Raw genomic sequence first — 18,099 nt, forward strand, 5'->3', positions numbered from 1 at the left:
TGCTCAAATTCTTCCAGCAGGCGCATAAGGCGCCGGATCGATAATCGGCGTACGACCCAGCATCACATCGGCAAACAACTGACATGACGCCGGCGCCAACACCAGTCCGTTACGGTAATGCCCACAGTTGAGCCAGAGCCCGTCAAACCCCGGCACCGGGCCGATATAGGGAATGCCCTCGGGTGATCCCGGGCGCAATCCGGCCCAGTGCCCCACCACTTCGGCATCGGCCAGTGCCGGGATCAATTCCACCGCCGACGCTTTCAGGCTTTCCAGTGCCGCCCCGGTCGGCGTCTTGTCAAAACCTTCATGCTCCAGCGTACTGCCGATCAGTATGTGTCCGTCGCGCCGGGGAATCGCATAACGGCCCTTGGCCAGGACCATGCTTGGCAGGAAATCCGCCGCGCACTTGTAGAGAATCATCTGCCCTTTCACCGGCTCGACCGGCAGCGTCAGATCAAGAAGCTTGAGCAAATCGCCGCTCCAGGCTCCCGCCGTCAGGACGACTTGATCGCCGAGAACAGCACCTGTGGCGGTCTGCACGCCGACCACTTTGTTGCCGTCACGAACAAACCCGCTGACTTCGCACTGCTCATGGATCGTCACGTTCGGCAGCGCCAGCAACGCGGCCTTGAGCGACTTCACCAGACGCGGGTTACGCACGTTGGCGACGTCGGCCATGTAGATCGCCCGGGAAAAACCGCTGCCCAGCACTGGCACCGCGTCGTGTGCCGCCGAGATATCAACGGCACTCAATGGACGATGTTCCCGGGCGGCCCATGCCAGCGCTTCAGCCTCGTCATCCAGATCCAGCCAATACAGACCGGTGGTATGCACTTCAGGATCAACACCGGTGGCGGCGAACAAGCGCTCGCCCAGTTGTGGATAAAAATCCTGGGACCAGTGAGCCAACGCGGTGACCGCCGGACTGTAGCGCCACGGGTAAAGCGGCGAAACGATGCCGCCACCGGCCCAGGACGACTCCTGACCGACGTTCGAGCGATCCAGCAGCACAACGCTTTGCACTTCGGAGGCGAGATTGAAGGCCGTCAGCAAGCCAATCACCCCACCGCCGACAATCACCACTTGCTGTTGCCTGGTCATGTTCTGATCCAATCGTTAAATAGACAGAGGGTGCAAAAAGCACCCGAAAAGGAAACTCAGCGCCCCCAGCAGTCTTTGCTGGTCAGGTCGGACTTCGCATTGACCATTCCCAGCACACCGGTGTTGGTGATAGTCAGATCACCGCATTTGTCAGTGGCCATGCTTGAGCCGGCCTTGCGTACCGCCGTCAGCAGAAAGGTCTGGTCGGTCAGGGTTGGAGTGATGCTGTAGTAGTCATTGCCGGCGCTGAGGCCCGTCGCATCGGTGTAGACATTTTTCTGCGAGTAGAAGCGCTCCAGGAGCTGCGCCTGCTCCGAAAGCAGACCCGCCACTTCCGCGCGACGGCCCTTGTTCAGGTACTCGGTGAAACTCGGGGCGGCAATGGTCATGACAATCCCGATGATCGCAATCACGATCATGATTTCGATCAGGGTAAAACCGCGGTTGGAACTACGCATGCCTCAACTCTCACTTACTGTATTTGTCGCCACATGATGCGACGGCTGCCGCCGGATTTTTCCATCCCCGGCGTATCGTCGCCAGTGGAATCGTTTACGGCCCCGCCATTGTCACCGGTATCCTGGGTCGAATGCTCTCCGACGAAGATCACACCCTCGGACAGCGTGTCGATGTTGTCGACCACTCCATCGGTGTTGCTGTCGAGCATCTTAACGCTGATCGCTTCTGGCAGCTTCAGGCAGACGGCTTTCAAGCCCTGATTGCCATGATAGAAACCGTACCAGTTGCCATTCGCCAGACAGGTTGGCCGGTTCAGCGCTGGCGAATCCGCTGGCGTGGCTGCATGCGCCGACATCGACAGGTCAAGCGCGACCACGACGCCGAGCAGGTGTGACCATAACCTGACAGCTCGCTCAGTACTTCGCATAGATACTCTCCACCACACTGCGCGAATGCCCCGCGATGCCGACTGCCGTTACCCGATACAAGGTCGCCGGGGTATTGATTGGCACATTCACCGCATCCTGGCTGACACCGATGTTTTGCACGCCGTAAAAGCCCTTGCCCGATGCAATCCAGGTCACTCCGGAAGTGGCGTTGAAGCCGGCTGCGGTAATAGTCGAGGACTCGGACGGTGGTGCACATTGAACGATGCCGCTGCAAACAGGTAGCGCATAACTGTCCCGTTGCACGCCACTCTCGCCCACCCGCAATGCTGCCTCGGCGCTCTGAAACGACTGGTTGTGCAAGGCGACGCTACCGGCCATCTTTTCCTGCAGGGTCGAGCTCTGCATCGAGGAGAGACCAATCAGCGTCAGCAAGAGCAAGAACACCAGACTGACCAGCAGCGCCATGCCGCGCTGGGTGAAATATGTCATGGGAGAACGATTCAATGGCATCCCCTCATGGCAAGCGGTTGCGCAGCGCGGCAACCACGTTGAAGGTTTGATCGCTCACCCGGCGGCTCGGATCGGTGAGGGTCAGGCTCAGGCGAACGCTACGAATCAGCGCGGGGTCCGGCGGGTTGCTGCTGTAGCGCGATGCAGCCAGATCAGTGGCCGTGCTGGCCAAGCCGAAGCTCACGTCGAAAGCGCCGACATTGTCCACCAGTACCTGGTCTGCAGCGGCCCCGCCCTTCATGAGCAATTGGTTGTTACTGAACCTGTAAGTCAGCCGCCGGATCGGAAATGCCTGCTGCCCTGCCGCTGGCGTCCGGCCTTCACTGTAGGCCGTCGAATGGGTTTTACAATCGGAAAGCACAGTCCAGTCCGGCTTGTCGCCATTGCTGCCGACATCCGACATCACCAGCGTCAACTGGCGGCCGCCGTTGTCCCAACGAATCGGCGTTGTACGACTGGAATGGAAATCACCCTCCTTACTTGAATCAGTGATCGTTTCCAGACAACCGAACATCCCGACCATGCGGATTTCCTTAATCATTTTGCTCAACACAAAACGTGCATCCTCCTGCATGTTCGCGGCCGCATTCTGACTGAGATAGGTGTTCTTGGCCGCGATGAAAACCTGCACCACGCCGAGCACCACGATCAGGCTCAATGCCAGGGCGATCAGCAACTCGACCAGGCCGAAGCCTTTGCTGCAACGAGTCATGGGGTCGCCCCCGGATCGACGGCTGTGCGGCTGGTCAGGACGAAGCTGCGCCGCGAGTCGGCAGTATTCGCGGCCCGTGAGTCGTCCCAGTTGATCGTGATGGTGTACAGCTGCTGGTTGACGGTGACCCTGCCGGTCGCGGTGGCGCCGAGTGAGCTGACAATGTTGGCGTTGAAGTCAAACAGGTCCTGATCCCGGGCAACGTCCGGATTGCCCGAAGCCGGAGGCGCAATGGTGTAGTCCGCAGCGGCATTGGCGCGAATGCGGTCCAGCATGTCGTAGGCGATAAAACTGGCCTGACTGGTCATGCGCGCGCTGTCCGTGTACTTCAGCGCATTGAGCTGAAACGCCGCTGCGCCCAGCAACCCCACTCCCAGAATGACTAACGCCACCAAGACTTCGACCAGCGTCATGCCCTCCTGCGAGCCTTGCATCCCTGCCCTCATCCGCAACGTCCACCCAATAGAATTCGTCCGTTCAAACACACTGTCAGCGTCCTGCTTTGTACTCCCCGCCCATAGCTGATCACCACCTCCGAGGACGGTGATGACAATCCGCCCAGACTGTTGAAATCGATGGCAGTGACGCCAGAGGTTAGCGCCAGAGTTGCGCCGTTGCTCATCGCCGGAACAACCCGCAATACATTGGCCAAAGCGCCAGTACCGTCGTAAATCGCCAGCTCCCCACTCCAGACATCCCCGCCGGCTGTCGGCCGTACCCGTGTGGTAGTGCCCCGTTCGATGGCTTCGAGCCGGGCAACATTCAACGCTCGCTGCAGGTCCGCGATTTCGGTATCAGCCCTGGTTGTTTGCGTCGAGCGGGTAAACGCCGGGACGGCCATAGTCATCAGGATCAGAAGAATCGCCAGCGCGATCAGCAACTCGATCAGCGTGAAACCTTTTGTACGATGCTCCATCGGGCCCTTCTGTTTCCTTCGGCTATACCTGCTGTTGCGCAGCACAACGTTCGAACGATGCTGTGCGTTGCCATTTCTCGCGCACGGATTGCGCGAGCCACAGCACGCCACGGAGGGAAATATCATGCGACAACACGGCTTCAGCCTGATCGAACTGCTCATGGGACTGGCAATTACAGGAATTGTTCTGCTTCTGGTGACTCCGGCGTTCGCAACGCTGATCGAGTCGAACCAAAGACAGCAAGCGGCGCAGGCTCTTTTCAGTGGCATTCGCACCGCCCGCAGCGAAGCCATCGTCCGCAACCAGGCTGTGGTGATTCACGGCATCAATGGCGACTGGAGCCAAGGCTGGCGGATGATCCTGGATATCAGCGGCAAGGGGGAGATGGACAGCGACAATCCACTGTTGGCCGAACGCCAGAGCGGCAAACGCGTGTCGATTGCGGGGAACGGTTCGGTTGAAAGCTCAATACGATTCAAAGGTCAGGGCGAAGCACTGATTGGAGGAACGTTACACATTTGCGCCGCTCGCGAGCCGGTAAGCCGACATCAAGTGGTGTTGGCACGGACCGGCCGCGTCAGCCTGCGCAACGACAAGGTTGAGCAGGCGTTATGCGAGAAAAGGACTGGATTCAGAGCAACGAGCGAACACGCAGTTCTTTAGGCATCGAGAACGTGATGTTCTCCTCGCGACCGGCCAGCTCATCGGCACCGGTGGCACCCCAGGCCTGCAACTGCTGGATCACGCCGCGCACCAGGACTTCCGGGGCGGATGCGCCAGCGGTGATGCCGATACGCTCGACGCCGTCGAACCAGCTCTTTTGCAGGTCTTCGGCACCATCGATCAGGTAGGCCGGAGTGGACATGCGCTCTGCCAGCTCGCGCAAGCGATTGGAGTTGGAACTGTTCGGGCTGCCGACCACCAGCACCACGTCGCACTCGTCGGCCAGTTGCTTGACCGCGTCCTGACGGTTTTGCGTGGCGTAGCAAATGTCGTCCTTGCGCGGTCCGCCGATGGCCGGGAAGCGCGAACGCAGGGCATCGATAACGCGACTGGTATCGTCCATCGACAAGGTGGTCTGGGTCACGAAGGCGAGCTTTTCAGGGTTGTTCACTTGCAACGCCGCGACATCTTTCTCGTCTTCGACCAGGTAGATCGCGCCACCATTGCTGCCATCGTACTGGCCCATGGTGCCTTCGACTTCCGGGTGACCGGCGTGGCCGATGAGAATGCACTCTCGGCCGTCACGGCTGTAACGCGCCACTTCGATGTGGACTTTGGTCACCAGCGGGCACGTTGCATCGAACACTTTCAGCCCGCGGCCAGCCGCTTCGCTGCGCACGGCCTGGGAAACGCCGTGCGCACTGAAGATCACAATGACGTCGTCCGGCACCTGATCCAGCTCTTCAACGAAGATCGCGCCACGGGAGCGCAGGTCTTCGACGACAAATTTGTTGTGGACCACTTCGTGGCGCACATAGATCGGCGGCCCGAAAACTTCCAGGGCGCGGTTGACGATTTCGATCGCCCGGTCCACACCGGCGCAGAAGCCACGGGGGTTGGCGAGTTTGATTTGCATGCTGTGCCTCGTGTCTTGCGCGCGAAAACAATGAAAAACACTGTGGGAGCGAGCCTGCTCGCGAAAGCGGTGTGTCAGACGACATCAATATTGAATGTCAGTCAGCCTTCGCGAGCAGGCTCGCTCCCACACTTTGACCCTGTCCGGTCAGTTACAGCGCTTTGACGGAAATGATTTCCACGTCAAAGGTCAGCGTCTTGCCCGCCAGCGGGTGGTTGAAGTCGATGGTCACTTGCGCGTCGTCGAACTCTTTCACCACGCCCGGCAGTTCAGTATTGGCCGCATCGTTGAAGATCACCAGCAAACCCGGCGACAGTTCCATGTCTGCAAACTGCGAGCGCGGAATGATCTGCACGTTTTGCGGGTTCGGCTGGCCGAACGCATTTTCCGGCTCGATGCTCAGTGTACGCTTGTCACCGGCCTTGAAACCGAACAGGGCTGCTTCGAAACCTGGCAACAGGTTGCCGTCACCGACCTTGAAGGTCGCCGGGGCTTTGTCGAAGGTGCTGTCCACCGTGTCGCCATTCTCCAGGCGCAATGCGAAATGCAAGGTGACTTCCGTGTTCTGGCCGATGCGTTGCTCAGCCAATACCTGTTCAGTCATGAACGGTTTCTCCGGTCTTTTTACTTTTGAACATATCCAGTGCCAGCATCACCGCACCAACGGTAATTGCGCTGTCGGCAAAGTTGAACGCCGGGAAATACCAGCGGTTCTGCCAATGCACCAGAATGAAATCGATCACATGGCCCAAGGCAATGCGGTCATACAGATTGCCCAGCGCGCCGCCGAGCACCAGCGCCAGCGCGACCGCCAGCCAGGTCTCGTTGCGCCCCAGACGCTTGAGCCACACCACCAGCACCGCACTGACCACCACCGCGATCAAGGCGAACAGCCAGCGCTGCCAGCCGGAGCTGTCAGCCAGGAAGCTGAACGCCGCGCCAGTGTTGTAGGCCAGGGTCCAGCTGAAGTAATCGGGGATGATCACGATCTGCTGGTACATCTGGAGCTTGCCTTCGAAGTAGAACTTGCTGGCCTGGTCGATGACCAGGACCAGCAAACTCAACCAGAGCCAGCTCAGCCGTCCGAAACGGCCAACGGCATTAGGCATAGTGACGGACCTCGCCAGCGCCGCTGATGTTATCCACGCAACGACCGCAGATTTCCGGATGTTCCGGGTTCACGCCGACGTCTTCGCGGCAGTGCCAGCAACGGGCGCATTTGGCGTGGGCCGACTTGACGATCTTCAGCTTCAGGCCGCTGACTTCAGTAACGACCGCGTCCTCGGGTGCCTTCACAAACGGGGCAACGCTGGCAGTCGAGGTGATCAGCACGAAACGCAGTTCGTTGCTCAGCTTGGCCAGGTCGGCAGTCAGCGCGTCTTCGGCGAACAACGTCACTTCGGCTTGCAGGTTGCCACCGACAGCCTTGGCTGCACGCTGGATTTCCATTTCTTTGTTGACCGCGACCTTCACTTCCATGATGCGGTCCCAGTAGGCGCGACCCAGCTCGAAGCCTTCCGGCAGCTCGCTCAGGCCTTCGTACCAGGTGTTGAGCATGACGGACTCGTTACGCTCGCCCGGCAGGTACTGCCACAGTTCGTCGGCGGTGAACGCCAGGATCGGCGCGATCCAGCGCACCAGCGCCTCGGAGATGTGGAACAGCGCGGTCTGGCACGAACGGCGGGCCTTGCTGTCGGCGCCAGTGGTGTACTGGCGATCCTTGATGATGTCGAGATAGAAGCCACCCAGCTCCTGCACGCAGAAGTTGTGGATCTTCGAGTACACGTTCCAGAAGCGGTATTCACTGTAGTGCTCTTGCAGCTCACGCTGCAGCAGCAGGGTGCGATCCACGGCCCAACGGTCCAGCGCCAGCATTTCTTCGGCCGGCAGCAGGTCGGTGGCCGGGTTGAAACCAGTCAGGTTCGACAGCAGGAAGCGCGCGGTGTTACGGATACGCCGGTAGGCGTCCGCACTGCGTTGCAGGATCTGCTCGGAAACGGCCATTTCGCCGGAGTAGTCGGTAGATGCGACCCACAGGCGCATGATGTCGGCGCCCAGGGTGTCGTTGACTTTCTGCGGCGCGATCACGTTGCCCAGGGACTTGGACATCTTGCGGCCGGACTCGTCGACGGTGAAACCGTGGGTCAGCAGTTCGCGGTACGGCGCGTGGTTGTCGATGGCGCAACCGGTCAGCAGCGACGAGTGGAACCAGCCGCGGTGTTGGTCCGAACCTTCCAGGTACAGGTCGGCGCGCGGGCCGGTTTCGTGGCCCATTGGGTGGGAACCGCGCAGGACGTGCCAGTGCGTGGTGCCCGAATCGAACCAGACGTCCAGGGTGTCGCTGATCTTGTCGTACTGCGGCGCTTCGGCGCCCAGCAGCTCGGCGGCGTCCAGCTTGAACCAGGCTTCGATGCCTTCGACTTCGACGCGCTTGGCAACTTCTTCCATCAGTTCGACGGTACGTGGGTGCAGCTCGCCGCTTTCCTTGTTCAGGAAGAACGGGATCGGCACGCCCCAGTTGCGCTGACGGGAGATGCACCAGTCCGGACGGTTGGCGATCATCGAGTGCAGGCGTGCCTGGCCCCATGCCGGGACGAACTGGGTGTCTTCAATGGCCTTGAGCGAGCGCTGGCGCAGGGTGTCGCCGGTGGTCGGCTGCTTGTCCATGCCGATGAACCACTGCGCGGTGGCGCGGTAGATCAGCGGGGTCTTGTGGCGCCAGCAGTGCATGTAGCTGTGTTCGATGATGGTGGTATGCAGCAGCGCACCGACTTCGGTCAATTTGTCGACGATGGCCGGGTTGGCCTTCCAGATGAACTGGCCGCCGAAGAACTCCAGCGAAGGCACGTACACGCCGTTGCTTTGTACCGGGTTGAGGATGTCGTCGTTGACCATGCCGTACTTCTTGCAGGTCACGAAGTCGTCCACGCCATAAGCTGGTGCGGAGTGAACCACGCCAGTACCGGCGCCCAGCTCGACGTAGTCGGCCAGGTATACCGGTGACAGGCGGTCGTAGAACGGGTGGCGGAAGTTGATCAGTTCCAGCGCCGAACCAGCAGCGGTAGCGATCACCGAACCTTCCAGCGAGTAGCGCGCCAGGCACGACTCGACCAGCTCTTCAGCCAGCACCAGCAGCTTATCGCCGACGTCGACCAGGGCGTAGTTGAATTCCGGGTGGACGTTCAACGCCTGGTTGGCCGGGATGGTCCACGGGGTGGTGGTCCAGATCACGATCGAGGCCGGTTTGCCCAGGGCAGGCAGACCGAAGGCGGCAGCCAGTTTGGCTTCGTCGGCAATCGGGAAGGCCACGTCGATGGTCGAGGACTTTTTGTTCTCGTACTCGACTTCCGCTTCAGCCAGGGCCGAACCGCAGTCGAAGCACCAGTTCACGGGCTTCAAGCCCTTGAACACGAAACCGCCCTTGACGATTTCAGCCAGGGCACGGATTTCCCCGGCCTCGTTCTTGAAGTCCATGGTCTTGTACGGGTTGGCGAAGTCGCCCAGCACGCCCAGACGGATGAACTCGGATTTCTGCCCTTCGATCTGTTCGGTGGCATAGGCGCGGCACAGTTCGCGGGTCTTGTCCGCGCCCAGGTTCTTGCCGTGGGTCACTTCGACCTTGTGCTCGATCGGCAGGCCGTGGCAGTCCCAGCCCGGGACATAAGGCGCGTCGAAGCCCGACAGGGTCTTCGAGCGGATGATCATGTCCTTGAGAATCTTGTTCAGCGCATGACCGATGTGAATCGTGCCGTTGGCGTACGGAGGGCCGTCGTGCAAAACGAACTTCGGACGATCCTTGCCAATTTCGCGCAACTTTCCGTACAGGCCAATACTGTCCCAGCGCTGCAGGATCTGCGGTTCGCGCTGTGGCAGGCCGGCCTTCATTGGGAAGGCGGTGTCCGGAAGGTTTAGCGTGGCTTTATAGTCGGTCATTTAAGGCTCTTCATTAGCGATGGGCGCTAGGTGCGGCTAGTGCACGGGCGGCGGCGACATCCGCGCTGATCGCCGTTTTCAGTGCCTCCAGAGAGGCGAAACGCTGCTCTTCACGCAGCTTGTGGTGGAATACCACCGTTAAACGCCGGTCATACAGATCGCCGGCAAAATCTAAAAGATGCACTTCCAGGTGGGCTTTGCCATCACCTTGAACCGTGGGCCGCACGCCGATATTGGCGACGCCGGGCCAGGTCTTGCCATCGATCTCGACGTCCACCAGGTAAACCCCGGTGAACGGTACGCGACGGCGCTTGAGTTGTATGTTGGCCGTGGGCGTACCCAACTGCCGAGCAAGCTTCTGGCCATGCAATACGCGACCGGCGATCCGGTACGGCCGCCCGAGGAGGCGTTCGGCCAGGGCGAAATCCGCGGCGGCCAGGGCATTGCGGACCTGCGTGCTGCTGACCCGGATGCCATCCAGCTCGACGGTTTGCGCCGCTTCGACGGTAAATCCCTGAAGGATGCCGGCCTGTTGCAGGAAATCGAAATCTCCCGCGCGGTCACAACCGAAACGGAAGTCATCACCGACCTCCAGGTGCTGGACACCCAGGCCATCGACCAGAATGGTATCGACGAACTCGCTGGCGCTGAGTTTGCTCAGGCGCTGGTTGAAAGCCAGGCACAAAACGCGATCGACGCCTTCAGCGGCCAACAATTGCAGCTTGTCCCGCAGACGGGCCAGACGGGCCGGTGCGGTCTCCGGAGCGAAGAACTCGCGCGGTTGCGGCTCGAAAATCACCACGCAACTGGGCACGCCCAACTCGAGCGCACGCTCACGCAGCCGCGCCAGGATAGCCTGGTGGCCACGGTGTACACCGTCAAAGTTGCCAATAGTGGCGACACAGCCCCGATGCTGGGGGCGCAGATTGTGGAGGCCTCGAACCAGCTGCATAACGCGCTTCTTGCTCATAAAGTGGTCGATTATAACCACACCCGGCGGCCGACGACAGGCAACACCGTAACCCAAAGTGATCGAGCCGACAAAACCGCCGGCCCGCCCGTGTTTATCGAGGCCGGAACCTCAGCCCAGCGTCTTGCGATTGAAGTCGCGCAAACGGAAGCCCATCAACACTAACATGCCGAAATAGGCCACCACACCGGCAACGACCAAGGCACCCAGACGCAGGAAACGCTCAAGCATCTGCCCCTCACCCCAGGCCGGCATGAAATGCATCCCTGCCAGCAACACGCCAGACATCACCGACACCGCAATCACCAGCTTGAAGCCGAACTTTGCCCAGCCCGGTTGCGGCTGGTACATCTGCTGTTTACGCAGCTGATAGAAGAGCAACCCCGCATTGAGACAGGCGCCAGCGCTGATGGCAAGCGCCAGGCCCGCGTGAGCCAAAGGACCAATCAGCAACAGGTTAAACAACTGAGTGACGACCAGCGTGAAAATTGCGATTTTCACCGGCGTGCGGATGTTTTGTTGCGCATAAAAGCCCGGCGCCAGCACTTTAATCACGATAATCCCGAGCAACCCCACGGAATAGGCGATCAACGCACGCTGGGTCATGGCCGCATCATGGGCATCGAACTGACCATACTGGAACAGGGAAACCGTCAGCGGTTCGGCCAGAATCCCCAGCGCCAGGGCGCAAGGCAATACCAGCACGAAGCACAGTCGCAGGCCCCAGTCGAGGATGCGCGAGTATTCGTGGCGATCCTTGCTGGCGTAGGTCTTGGCCAGGGTCGGCAGCAGAATCGTCCCCAGCGCCACGCCCAACACCCCGGACGGCAGCTCCATCAAACGGTCGGCGTAATACATCCACGACACGGAACCGGCCACCAGGAAAGACGCGAAGATGGTGTTGATGATCAGCGAAATCTGGCTCACCGAGACACCGAGAATGGCCGGCAACATTTGCTTCATGACGCGCCACACACCGCTGTCACGCAGGTTCAGGCGCGGCAGTACGAGCATGCCGATCTTTTTCAGGTGCGGTAGCTGATAGAGCAACTGCGCCAGGCCGCCGACCAGTACCGCCCAGCCGAGCGCCATGACGGGCGGATCGAAGTACGGCGTCAAAAACACCGAAAAGATGATCATGCTGACGTTCAGCAGGGTCGGCACGAAGGCCGGCACCGAAAAGCGGTTCCAGGTATTGAGGATCGCGCCGGCCAACGACGACAGGGAAATCAGCAGGATGTAGGGAAAGGTCACCCGCAACAGACTGGAGGTCAGTTCGAATTTTTCCGGCGTGTCGGTGAAACCCGGCGCGGTGACCCAGATGACCCACGGCGCGGCGATCATGCCCAACGCCGTGACCAGCGCCAGTACCAGCGTCAGCAGGCCCGAGACGTAAGCGATGAAGGTACGCGTCGCCTCTTCACCCTGCTGGCTTTTATATTCGGCAAGAATCGGCACGAACGCCTGGGAAAACGCCCCCTCGGCAAAGATTCGCCGCAGCAGATTGGGCAATTTGAAGGCGATAAAGAAGGCGTCAGTCGCCATTCCTGCGCCAAATGTACGCGCGATGAGGGTGTCTCGGACAAACCCCAGAATCCGGGAAAGCATCGTGATAGAGCTAACGGCGGCCAACGATTTGAGCAGATTCATGGAAAGAGTTTGTGCCTGTCGATAAACAGCAGGCGAACTACGCGCCTACTTGTGCGATACTCCGCGCCGCAACAGCACAGAGCCAAAGCTCGCGAGTTTACAGGTCACACGCCGGAAAGAAATATCCCGTCGCACCACGCCTACCACTTAGCGGAACGTTTCAAGCGCCCTTGACAAGACTTCAACTCATCGGCATGATTCGCGGCCTATTTTGTTTGCTATTTCCTAAAAAGTCTTTCGAGGAGCTCGACGGTGGCCAACTCACCTTCCGCCAAAAAACGTGCAAAACAGGCTGAGAAGCGTCGCAGCCACAACGCCAGCCTGCGTTCCATGGTTCGTACCTACATCAAGAATGTAGTTAAGGCCATCGACGCAAAAGACGCTGCCAAAGCTCAAGCCGCTTACGTTCTGGCTGTGCCAGTTATCGACCGTATGGCCGATAAAGGCATCATCCACAAGAACAAGGCCGCTCGTCATAAGAGCCGCCTGAATGGCCACGTGAAGGCCCTGAACGTTGCCGCTGCTGCCTAAGCGACACGCTCATTAAAAAACCGACCTCAGGGTCGGTTTTTTATTGCCTGCGATTTAGCAGGCACCGCAAAAAAATGTGGGAGCGGGCTTGCTCGCGAAGAGGCCATCACATTCAGCATCATCACCGACTGTCACGCCGCCTTCGCGAGCAGGCTCGCTCCCACAGTTTGATTTGCGTGAAATTACTGGGCGTGCGCCCACGGCAAGATCGGAATCGCCGTCACCGCATTCTGCGGACTGCCCTCGATCAAGCGATCGCTGTACACCAGGTACACCAGCGTATTGCGCTTCTTGTCGAGGAAGCGCACCACCTGCATGGTCTTGAACACCAGGGACGTGCGCTCCTTGAACACCTCGTCGCCATCCTTGAGCTCACCCTTGAAGCTGATCGGCCCGACCTGCCGGCAGGCGATAGACGCCTCGGCACGGTCTTCGGCCAACCCAAGACCACCCTTGACCCCGCCCGTCTTGGCGCGCGACAGGTAGCAGGTCACACCCTCGACCTTGGGATCATCAAAGGCCTCGACCACGATCCGGTCATTTGGCCCGACGAACTTGAACACCGTCGACACCTGACCGATTTCCTCGGCCGAAGCCAGCAGCGGCATCGCCAACAGCAATCCCAACAATCCTTTTGCCACGCGCATTCAGGTATTCCTTCAGACCAGGATCAGGTTATCGCGGTGAACCAGTTCCGGCTCCGCCATGTAACCCAGCAGACCGACAATCGCCTCGGACGACTGACCGATGATTTTTTGCGCTTCCAGCGCACTGTAGTTGGCCAGGCCGCGGGCAATCTCACGACCGTCCGGCGCCACGCAGACCACCATCTCGCCGCGACGGAAGCTGCCCTGCACCAATTTGACCCCGACCGGCAGCAAGCTCTTGTTGCCCTGGGACAACGCGGTCACCGCGCCGGCATCCAGCACCAGGGTGCCACGGGTTTGCAGATGACCGGCCAGCCACTGCTTGCGTGCCGCCAGCATGCCGCGCTCCGGCGACAGCAGGGTGCCAATGCGCTCGCCCGCCTTGAGGCGATCCAGCACACGCTCAAGCCGCCCACCGACGATGATGGTGTGAGCACCGGAACGGGCCGCCAGACGCGCCGCGCGCAGCTTGGTCTGCATACCGCCACGCCCCAGCGCCCCACCCGTACCGCCCGCTACCGCATCGAGCGCCGGATCATCGGCACGCGCTTCGTAAATCAGTTGGGCATCCGGATTGTTGCGCGGATCGGCATCGAACATGCCATCGCGATCCGTCAGGATCACCAGCAAGTCCGCCTCGACCAGGTTCGCCACCAGCGCCGCCAGGGTGTCGTTGTCGCCGAAACGGATTTCGTCGGTGACCACGGTGTCATTCTCGTTGATGACCGGAATGACTTTGAGCTCGACCAATGCGCGCAAGGTGCTGCGGGCGTTCAGGTAGCGCTTGCGGTCGGACAGGTCGTCGTGGGTCAGGAGAATCTGCGCAGTATGCCGACCATGCTCGGCAAAGCTCGACTCCCAGGCCTGCACCAGCCCCATCTGGCCGATTGCAGCAGCAGCCTGAAGCTCGTGCATCGCACTGGGTCGCGAAGTCCAGCCCAAGCGGCTCATACCGGCCGCCACCGCCCCGGAGGACACCAGCACCAGTTCGACACCCGCCTCATGCAAGGCCACCATCTGCTCAACCCAGACACCCATTGCCGCGCGATCCAGGCCCTTGCCGTCCGCCGTCAGCAAAGCGCTGCCGATCTTCACGACCCAACGCTGCGCACCTGTCACCTTGCTCCGCATCATCTTCAACCTTAGCTTGAGGACAGCGCGACCTGGCACTGCCCGTGACGTTATTCGTGGCTATTCGCGACCAACGATTTACAGATACTAAAACGCCGCTCGATTGAGCGGCGCTTAAGTTTATCGCAACGAATCAGTCACGCACGTAAATGATTTCCGGACCGTCTTCGTCATCCACATCTTCTTCGTCCCAATCATCGTCGCCGATGTCGTGGACCGACTTCACGCCGCTGCGACGCAGGGCACGCTTGTCATCCAGCGCCTGCAGCTGCGCGCGAGCTTCGTCTTCGATGCGCTGATCGAGATCGGCCAGCTCTTCCTTGTAGGCCGGGTCATTGGCCAGGCGATCAGCACGATCTTCCATGTAACGCATGATGTCGTGGCACAGACGCTCGGTACCGAGCTTGGAGATGGCCGAGATTACGTAGACCGGACCGGTCCACTCCAGGCGATCGACGATCTCCTTGACGCGAGCATCGTGCTCCTCGTCAAGGATCTGGTCGCACTTGTTCAGGACCAGCCAGCGATCACGCTCCGCCAGGGACGGGCTGAACTTGATCAGCTCGTTGACGATCACTTCAGCGGCATCCGGTGCGCTGGCGTCATCCAGCGGCGCCATGTCCACGAGGTGCAGCAGCAGACGCGTACGCGCCAAGTGCTTGAGGAAGCGAATGCCCAAACCAGCACCTTCGGAAGCGCCTTCGATCAAACCCGGAATATCGGCAATGACGAAGCTCTTCCAGCGATCGACGCTGACCACACCCAGGTTCGGCACCAGCGTGGTGAACGGATAGTCGGCAACTTTCGGCTTGGCAGCCGAAACCGAGCGGATAAAGGTACTTTTACCGGCGTTCGGCAAACCCAGCAGACCGACGTCAGCCAGTACTTTCATTTCCAGCTTCAGGTCGCGCTGCTCACCCGGCTTGCCCGGAGTGGTCTGGCGCGGCGCACGGTTGGTACTGGATTTGAAACGGGTATTGCCCAGACCATGCCAGCCGCCCTGCACTACCATCAATTTCTGACCGGCCTTGGTCAGGTCGCCGATGACCTCCTGAGTTGCGGAGTCGATCACCGTGGTGCCGACCGGAACGCGCAGGATCAGGTCTTCACCCTTCTTGCCGGTGCAGTCGGTGCTGCCGCCGTTGGAGCCACGCTCGGCATCGAAGTGCCGGGTGTAACGGTAGTCCACCAGGGTATTGAGGTTTTCGTCGGCCATCATGTAGATGGAACCGCCATCACCACCATCACCACCGTTCGGACCACCGTTTTCGATGAATTTTTCCCGACGGAAACTCATGGCGCCATTGCCGCCATCACCGGCCTTTACTCGAATCGATACTTCATCAACAAACTTCATAACAAACGCCTCTCGCCATACGGACGAGCCGAAAAACAATCAAGACATAAGACTCTTGCAAAAATGAGCGCAGCGACCCCAAACCACGACACCTACATCGTACGCCGACAGCCCATACAAACAGCTTTGCAAGAGACTCACCCCACAAACGAAAAAGCCCCGTCGCGAGACAGGGCTTTTCCAGCGATCGCGCAATTAAGCTGCGACTACGCTCACGTAACGACGACCGAAGGCGCCTTTTACTTCGAACTTGATCACGCCTTCGACTTTAGCGAAGAGGGTGTGATCTTTACCCATGCCAACGCCGTAGCCAGCGTGGAATTGGGTACCGCGCTGACGCACGATGATGTTGCCTGCTTTGATAGCCTGGCCGCCATACATCTTCACGCCAAGGCGTTTGGCTTCTGAGTCGCGACCGTTACGGGTACTACCACCAGCTTTTTTGTGTGCCATGAGTTCAATTCTCCTAGTGAGGAATTAGGCTGAAATTAAGCCTGAATACCGGTGATTTTGATCTCGGTGTACCACTGGCGGTGGCCCATACGCTTCATGTGGTGCTTACGGCGACGGAACTTGATGATGCGGACTTTATCGTGACGACCTTGGGAGATCACTTCAGCCACAACGGTAGCGCCAGCAACAACTGGAGCGCCGATATTCACGTCGTCACCGTTGGCAACCAACAGAACGCGATCAAAGGTAACGGATTCGCCGGTAGCGATTTCCAGTTTTTCGATCTTCAGGTATTCACCTGGGGCGACTTTGTACTGCTTGCCGCCAGTAACGATTACTGCATAAGACATGGTATTTCTCCGATAATCCTGCTCACCCAGCTCTTTATAAGAAGAGGTATTGGCTGGCATGGCTGCATGGGGCTGGAAGGCCCGCTTGCAATTGCGTAAGGCAGGTGCTGCCCAGGAAGTTCAGGGTGCGCGATTGTACGCAAGCCACGCCAGCCTTGCAAGGGGCCGTCCATCGCGCCTTGACACCTGCTGGCGTGGGTCCTAGCATGCCGCGCAACCCTTCTGGAGCGACTGTCGCTGATGCAACCCCAAGCTTTCTACCGCGCGGTGGCGGACGATTTTAGCGCCGTCGACGGCATCATCAAGAAGCAGCTGACTTCGCGGGTGCCGCTTGTATCGAAAATCGGCGATTACATCACCTCGGCCGGCGGTAAACGCCTGCGCCCCTTATTAGTGCTGCTGTGTGGCAAGGCCCTGGGCCGTGAAGGCGACGAACTGCGCCTGTTGGCCGCCACCATCGAGTTCCTGCACACCGCCACCCTGCTGCATGACGACGTGGTCGACATGTCCGGCATGCGTCGTGGCCGCTCGACCGCCAACGCCATGTGGGGCAACGCGCCAAGCGTGCTGGTCGGTGACTTCCTGTATTCGCGTTCCTTCGAAATGATGGTCGAACTGGGTTCCATGCCAGTGATGAAGATCCTTTCGCAAGCCACGCGCATCATCGCCGAAGGCGAAGTGTTGCAGCTGTCGAAGGTGCGGGACGCCAGCACCACCGAAGAAACCTACATGGAAGTCATCCGCGGCAAGACCGCGATGCTCTTCGAAGCCTCGACCCACAGTGCCGCCGCCCTGTGCGAAGCCACGCCGGAACAGGCCGAAGCCCTGCGTACATTCGGGGATCACCTGGGGGTGGCCTTCCAGCTGGTCGACGACCTGCTTGACTACAAAGGCGACGCCGAGACCCTGGGCAAGAACGTCGGTGACGATCTGGCCGAAGGCAAGCCGACCCTGCCGCTGATCTACACCATGCGCGAAGGTACGCCGGAACAGGCCGCCCTGGTGCGCAAGGCGATCCAGAAAGGCGGAATCGAAGATCTGGAAAGCATCCGCGAAGCCGTGGAAGCCTCGGGTTCGCTGGAGTACACCGCACAACTGGCCCGCGATTATGTGGCCCGCGCGATCAAGTGCCTCGAAGCGCTGCCCGCCAGCGAATACCGCGATGCGCTGGTTGAATTGAGTGAGTTCGCGGTAGCCCGCACGCACTGACAATACTGCAAAACCCTGTGGGAGCGAGCTTGCTCGCGATTAGGCACTTACATTCAACATTGTTGTTGACTGAAAGGACGCCATCGCGAGCAAGCTCGCTCCCACAGGTATGTTCCCCACAGGTTTTCCTGCGCCGTGCCCTCTCCCACCTAAAACCCTATATAATGTGCGCTTTTTAGCGATCCTGAATCCAAGGAG

At 59.8% G+C, this 18,099-nt stretch carries 21 protein-coding genes; 3 read left to right on the forward strand and 18 right to left on the reverse strand.

The genetic code is table 11. The features are described from left to right. Window positions 1-3: 3 nt before the first annotated feature. Genes thiO through KW838_RS18860 form a run of 7 tightly spaced genes read right to left on the reverse strand, consistent with a single transcriptional unit; the run spans window position 4 to window position 4,090 of the window. Window positions 4-1,104, reverse strand: coding sequence for a glycine oxidase ThiO (gene thiO, locus KW838_RS18830; protein ID WP_218502427.1), 1,101 nt, complete (start codon window positions 1,102-1,104; stop codon window positions 4-6). A 56-nt stretch (window positions 1,105-1,160) separates the two neighbouring features. After that, window positions 1,161-1,562 carry a type IV pilin protein gene (locus KW838_RS18835; RefSeq protein WP_218502428.1) on the reverse strand — a complete coding sequence of 134 codons (402 nt, stop codon included), beginning with the start codon at window positions 1,560-1,562 and terminating at the stop codon, window positions 1,161-1,163. A gap of 14 nt (window positions 1,563-1,576) precedes the next feature. Then, the gene (locus KW838_RS18840; protein ID WP_256358903.1) at window positions 1,577-1,918 is read right to left on the reverse strand and encodes a hypothetical protein; all 342 of its coding nucleotides are present in this window, start codon (window positions 1,916-1,918) and stop codon (window positions 1,577-1,579) included. Between the two features lie 58 nt (window positions 1,919-1,976). Then, window positions 1,977-2,441 carry a PilX N-terminal domain-containing pilus assembly protein gene (locus KW838_RS18845; protein ID WP_371317864.1) on the reverse strand — a complete coding sequence of 155 codons (465 nt, stop codon included), beginning with the start codon at window positions 2,439-2,441 and terminating at the stop codon, window positions 1,977-1,979. A 25-nt stretch (window positions 2,442-2,466) separates the two neighbouring features. Then, complete coding sequence (locus KW838_RS18850; protein ID WP_218502442.1) at window positions 2,467-3,174, reverse strand: PilW family protein; 708 nt, start codon at window positions 3,172-3,174, stop codon at window positions 2,467-2,469. Then, window positions 3,171-3,620: a type IV pilus modification protein PilV gene (gene pilV, locus KW838_RS18855; protein WP_218502460.1), complete on the reverse strand. Its 450-nt coding sequence runs from the start codon at window positions 3,618-3,620 to the stop codon at window positions 3,171-3,173. Before pilV ends, KW838_RS18850 begins: the two co-directional genes overlap by 4 nt. Further along, the gene (locus tag KW838_RS18860) at window positions 3,617-4,090 is read right to left on the reverse strand and encodes a GspH/FimT family protein (protein WP_218502462.1); all 474 of its coding nucleotides are present in this window, start codon (window positions 4,088-4,090) and stop codon (window positions 3,617-3,619) included. The genes pilV and KW838_RS18860 overlap by 4 nt, the downstream gene beginning before the upstream one ends. A 124-nt stretch (window positions 4,091-4,214) precedes the next feature. Between KW838_RS18860 and KW838_RS18865 the strand changes: the two genes are divergently transcribed. Next, window positions 4,215-4,754: a GspH/FimT family protein gene (locus tag KW838_RS18865; protein WP_218502464.1), complete on the forward strand. Its 540-nt coding sequence runs from the start codon at window positions 4,215-4,217 to the stop codon at window positions 4,752-4,754. Here KW838_RS18865 and ispH read toward each other — a convergent pair. From ispH to murJ, 6 genes are all read right to left on the reverse strand, one after another. Beyond that, window positions 4,723-5,670, reverse strand: a complete 948-nt coding sequence (gene ispH, locus KW838_RS18870) for a 4-hydroxy-3-methylbut-2-enyl diphosphate reductase (RefSeq protein WP_102701727.1) — start codon at window positions 5,668-5,670, stop codon at window positions 4,723-4,725. The genes KW838_RS18865 and ispH overlap by 32 nt on opposite strands. 151 nt (window positions 5,671-5,821) lie before the next feature. Next, window positions 5,822-6,259: an FKBP-type peptidyl-prolyl cis-trans isomerase gene (gene fkpB / locus KW838_RS18875; RefSeq protein WP_172435717.1), complete on the reverse strand. Its 438-nt coding sequence runs from the start codon at window positions 6,257-6,259 to the stop codon at window positions 5,822-5,824. 7 nt (window positions 6,260-6,266) lie between these two features. Next, window positions 6,267-6,779 (reverse strand): signal peptidase II, encoded by a 513-nt coding sequence (gene lspA / locus KW838_RS18880; protein ID WP_007970932.1) that lies wholly within the window; start codon window positions 6,777-6,779, stop codon window positions 6,267-6,269. Then, the gene (gene ileS, locus KW838_RS18885) at window positions 6,772-9,603 is read right to left on the reverse strand and encodes an isoleucine--tRNA ligase (protein WP_218502481.1); all 2,832 of its coding nucleotides are present in this window, start codon (window positions 9,601-9,603) and stop codon (window positions 6,772-6,774) included. Before ileS ends, lspA begins: the two co-directional genes overlap by 8 nt. A 13-nt stretch (window positions 9,604-9,616) precedes the next feature. Further along, a complete protein-coding gene (gene ribF, locus KW838_RS18890) occupies window positions 9,617-10,555 on the reverse strand; it encodes a bifunctional riboflavin kinase/FAD synthetase (RefSeq protein ID WP_104451400.1) in 939 nt (312 codons plus the stop codon). A gap of 129 nt (window positions 10,556-10,684) precedes the next feature. After that, window positions 10,685-12,223: a murein biosynthesis integral membrane protein MurJ gene (gene murJ, locus KW838_RS18895; RefSeq protein WP_218502483.1), complete on the reverse strand. Its 1,539-nt coding sequence runs from the start codon at window positions 12,221-12,223 to the stop codon at window positions 10,685-10,687. A gap of 252 nt (window positions 12,224-12,475) precedes the next feature. Here murJ and rpsT point away from each other — a divergent pair, with 252 nt between their 5' ends. Beyond that, entirely contained in the window at window positions 12,476-12,754 is a 279-nt protein-coding gene (rpsT, locus tag KW838_RS18900) for a 30S ribosomal protein S20 (RefSeq protein ID WP_007970922.1), read from the forward strand. Window positions 12,755-12,936: 182 nt separating this feature from the next. Here the strand turns inward: rpsT and KW838_RS18905 are convergent, their stop codons facing one another. The 5 genes from KW838_RS18905 to rplU form a co-directional block, all read right to left on the reverse strand. Then, a complete protein-coding gene (locus tag KW838_RS18905; protein WP_015096894.1) occupies window positions 12,937-13,401 on the reverse strand; it encodes a CreA family protein in 465 nt (154 codons plus the stop codon). 12 nt (window positions 13,402-13,413) lie between these two features. Next, on the reverse strand, window positions 13,414-14,532 hold the full coding sequence (gene proB / locus KW838_RS18910) for a glutamate 5-kinase (protein WP_033047437.1): 1,119 nt from the start codon (window positions 14,530-14,532) through the stop codon (window positions 13,414-13,416). Window positions 14,533-14,665: 133 nt separating this feature from the next. After that, the gene (gene cgtA / locus KW838_RS18915) at window positions 14,666-15,889 is read right to left on the reverse strand and encodes an Obg family GTPase CgtA (RefSeq protein ID WP_008052064.1); all 1,224 of its coding nucleotides are present in this window, start codon (window positions 15,887-15,889) and stop codon (window positions 14,666-14,668) included. Between the two features lie 195 nt (window positions 15,890-16,084). Further along, the gene (gene rpmA / locus KW838_RS18920) at window positions 16,085-16,342 is read right to left on the reverse strand and encodes a 50S ribosomal protein L27 (RefSeq protein WP_003281574.1); all 258 of its coding nucleotides are present in this window, start codon (window positions 16,340-16,342) and stop codon (window positions 16,085-16,087) included. A gap of 35 nt (window positions 16,343-16,377) precedes the next feature. Continuing rightward, window positions 16,378-16,692 carry a 50S ribosomal protein L21 gene (rplU, locus tag KW838_RS18925; RefSeq protein WP_003176051.1) on the reverse strand — a complete coding sequence of 105 codons (315 nt, stop codon included), beginning with the start codon at window positions 16,690-16,692 and terminating at the stop codon, window positions 16,378-16,380. 240 nt (window positions 16,693-16,932) lie between these two features. Between rplU and KW838_RS18930 the strand changes: the two genes are divergently transcribed. Next, entirely contained in the window at window positions 16,933-17,901 is a 969-nt protein-coding gene (locus KW838_RS18930) for a polyprenyl synthetase family protein (protein ID WP_007970914.1), read from the forward strand. Window positions 17,902-18,099: the final 198 nt, after the last annotated feature.

Source organism: Pseudomonas sp. PDM27, from assembly GCF_019219205.1.
Classification (GTDB): domain Bacteria; phylum Pseudomonadota; class Gammaproteobacteria; order Pseudomonadales; family Pseudomonadaceae; genus Aquipseudomonas; species Aquipseudomonas laurylsulfatiphila.

Coding starts and splice junctions, on each gene's coding strand:
- thiO (WP_218502427.1), bottom strand. CDS start 1,104: ATGACCAGGCAACAGCAAGTGGTGATTGTCGGCGGTGGGGTGATTGGC.
- KW838_RS18835 (WP_218502428.1), bottom strand. CDS start 1,562: ATGCGTAGTTCCAACCGCGGTTTTACCCTGATCGAAATCATGATCGTG.
- KW838_RS18840 (WP_256358903.1), bottom strand. CDS start 1,918: ATGTCGGCGCATGCAGCCACGCCAGCGGATTCGCCAGCGCTGAACCGG.
- KW838_RS18845 (WP_371317864.1), bottom strand. CDS start 2,441: ATGACATATTTCACCCAGCGCGGCATGGCGCTGCTGGTCAGTCTGGTG.
- KW838_RS18850 (WP_218502442.1), bottom strand. CDS start 3,174: ATGACTCGTTGCAGCAAAGGCTTCGGCCTGGTCGAGTTGCTGATCGCC.
- pilV (WP_218502460.1), bottom strand. CDS start 3,620: ATGAGGGCAGGGATGCAAGGCTCGCAGGAGGGCATGACGCTGGTCGAA.
- KW838_RS18860 (WP_218502462.1), bottom strand. CDS start 4,090: ATGGAGCATCGTACAAAAGGTTTCACGCTGATCGAGTTGCTGATCGCG.
- KW838_RS18865 (WP_218502464.1), top strand. CDS start 4,215: ATGCGACAACACGGCTTCAGCCTGATCGAACTGCTCATGGGACTGGCA.
- ispH (WP_102701727.1), bottom strand. CDS start 5,670: ATGCAAATCAAACTCGCCAACCCCCGTGGCTTCTGCGCCGGTGTGGAC.
- lspA (WP_007970932.1), bottom strand. CDS start 6,779: ATGCCTAATGCCGTTGGCCGTTTCGGACGGCTGAGCTGGCTCTGGTTG.
- ileS (WP_218502481.1), bottom strand. CDS start 9,603: ATGACCGACTATAAAGCCACGCTAAACCTTCCGGACACCGCCTTCCCA.
- ribF (WP_104451400.1), bottom strand. CDS start 10,555: ATGCAGCTGGTTCGAGGCCTCCACAATCTGCGCCCCCAGCATCGGGGC.
- murJ (WP_218502483.1), bottom strand. CDS start 12,223: ATGAATCTGCTCAAATCGTTGGCCGCCGTTAGCTCTATCACGATGCTT.
- KW838_RS18905 (WP_015096894.1), bottom strand. CDS start 13,401: ATGCGCGTGGCAAAAGGATTGTTGGGATTGCTGTTGGCGATGCCGCTG.
- proB (WP_033047437.1), bottom strand. CDS start 14,532: ATGCGGAGCAAGGTGACAGGTGCGCAGCGTTGGGTCGTGAAGATCGGC.
- cgtA (WP_008052064.1), bottom strand. CDS start 15,889: ATGAAGTTTGTTGATGAAGTATCGATTCGAGTAAAGGCCGGTGATGGC.
- rpmA (WP_003281574.1), bottom strand. CDS start 16,342: ATGGCACACAAAAAAGCTGGTGGTAGTACCCGTAACGGTCGCGACTCA.
- rplU (WP_003176051.1), bottom strand. CDS start 16,692: ATGTCTTATGCAGTAATCGTTACTGGCGGCAAGCAGTACAAAGTCGCC.
- KW838_RS18930 (WP_007970914.1), top strand. CDS start 16,933: ATGCAACCCCAAGCTTTCTACCGCGCGGTGGCGGACGATTTTAGCGCC.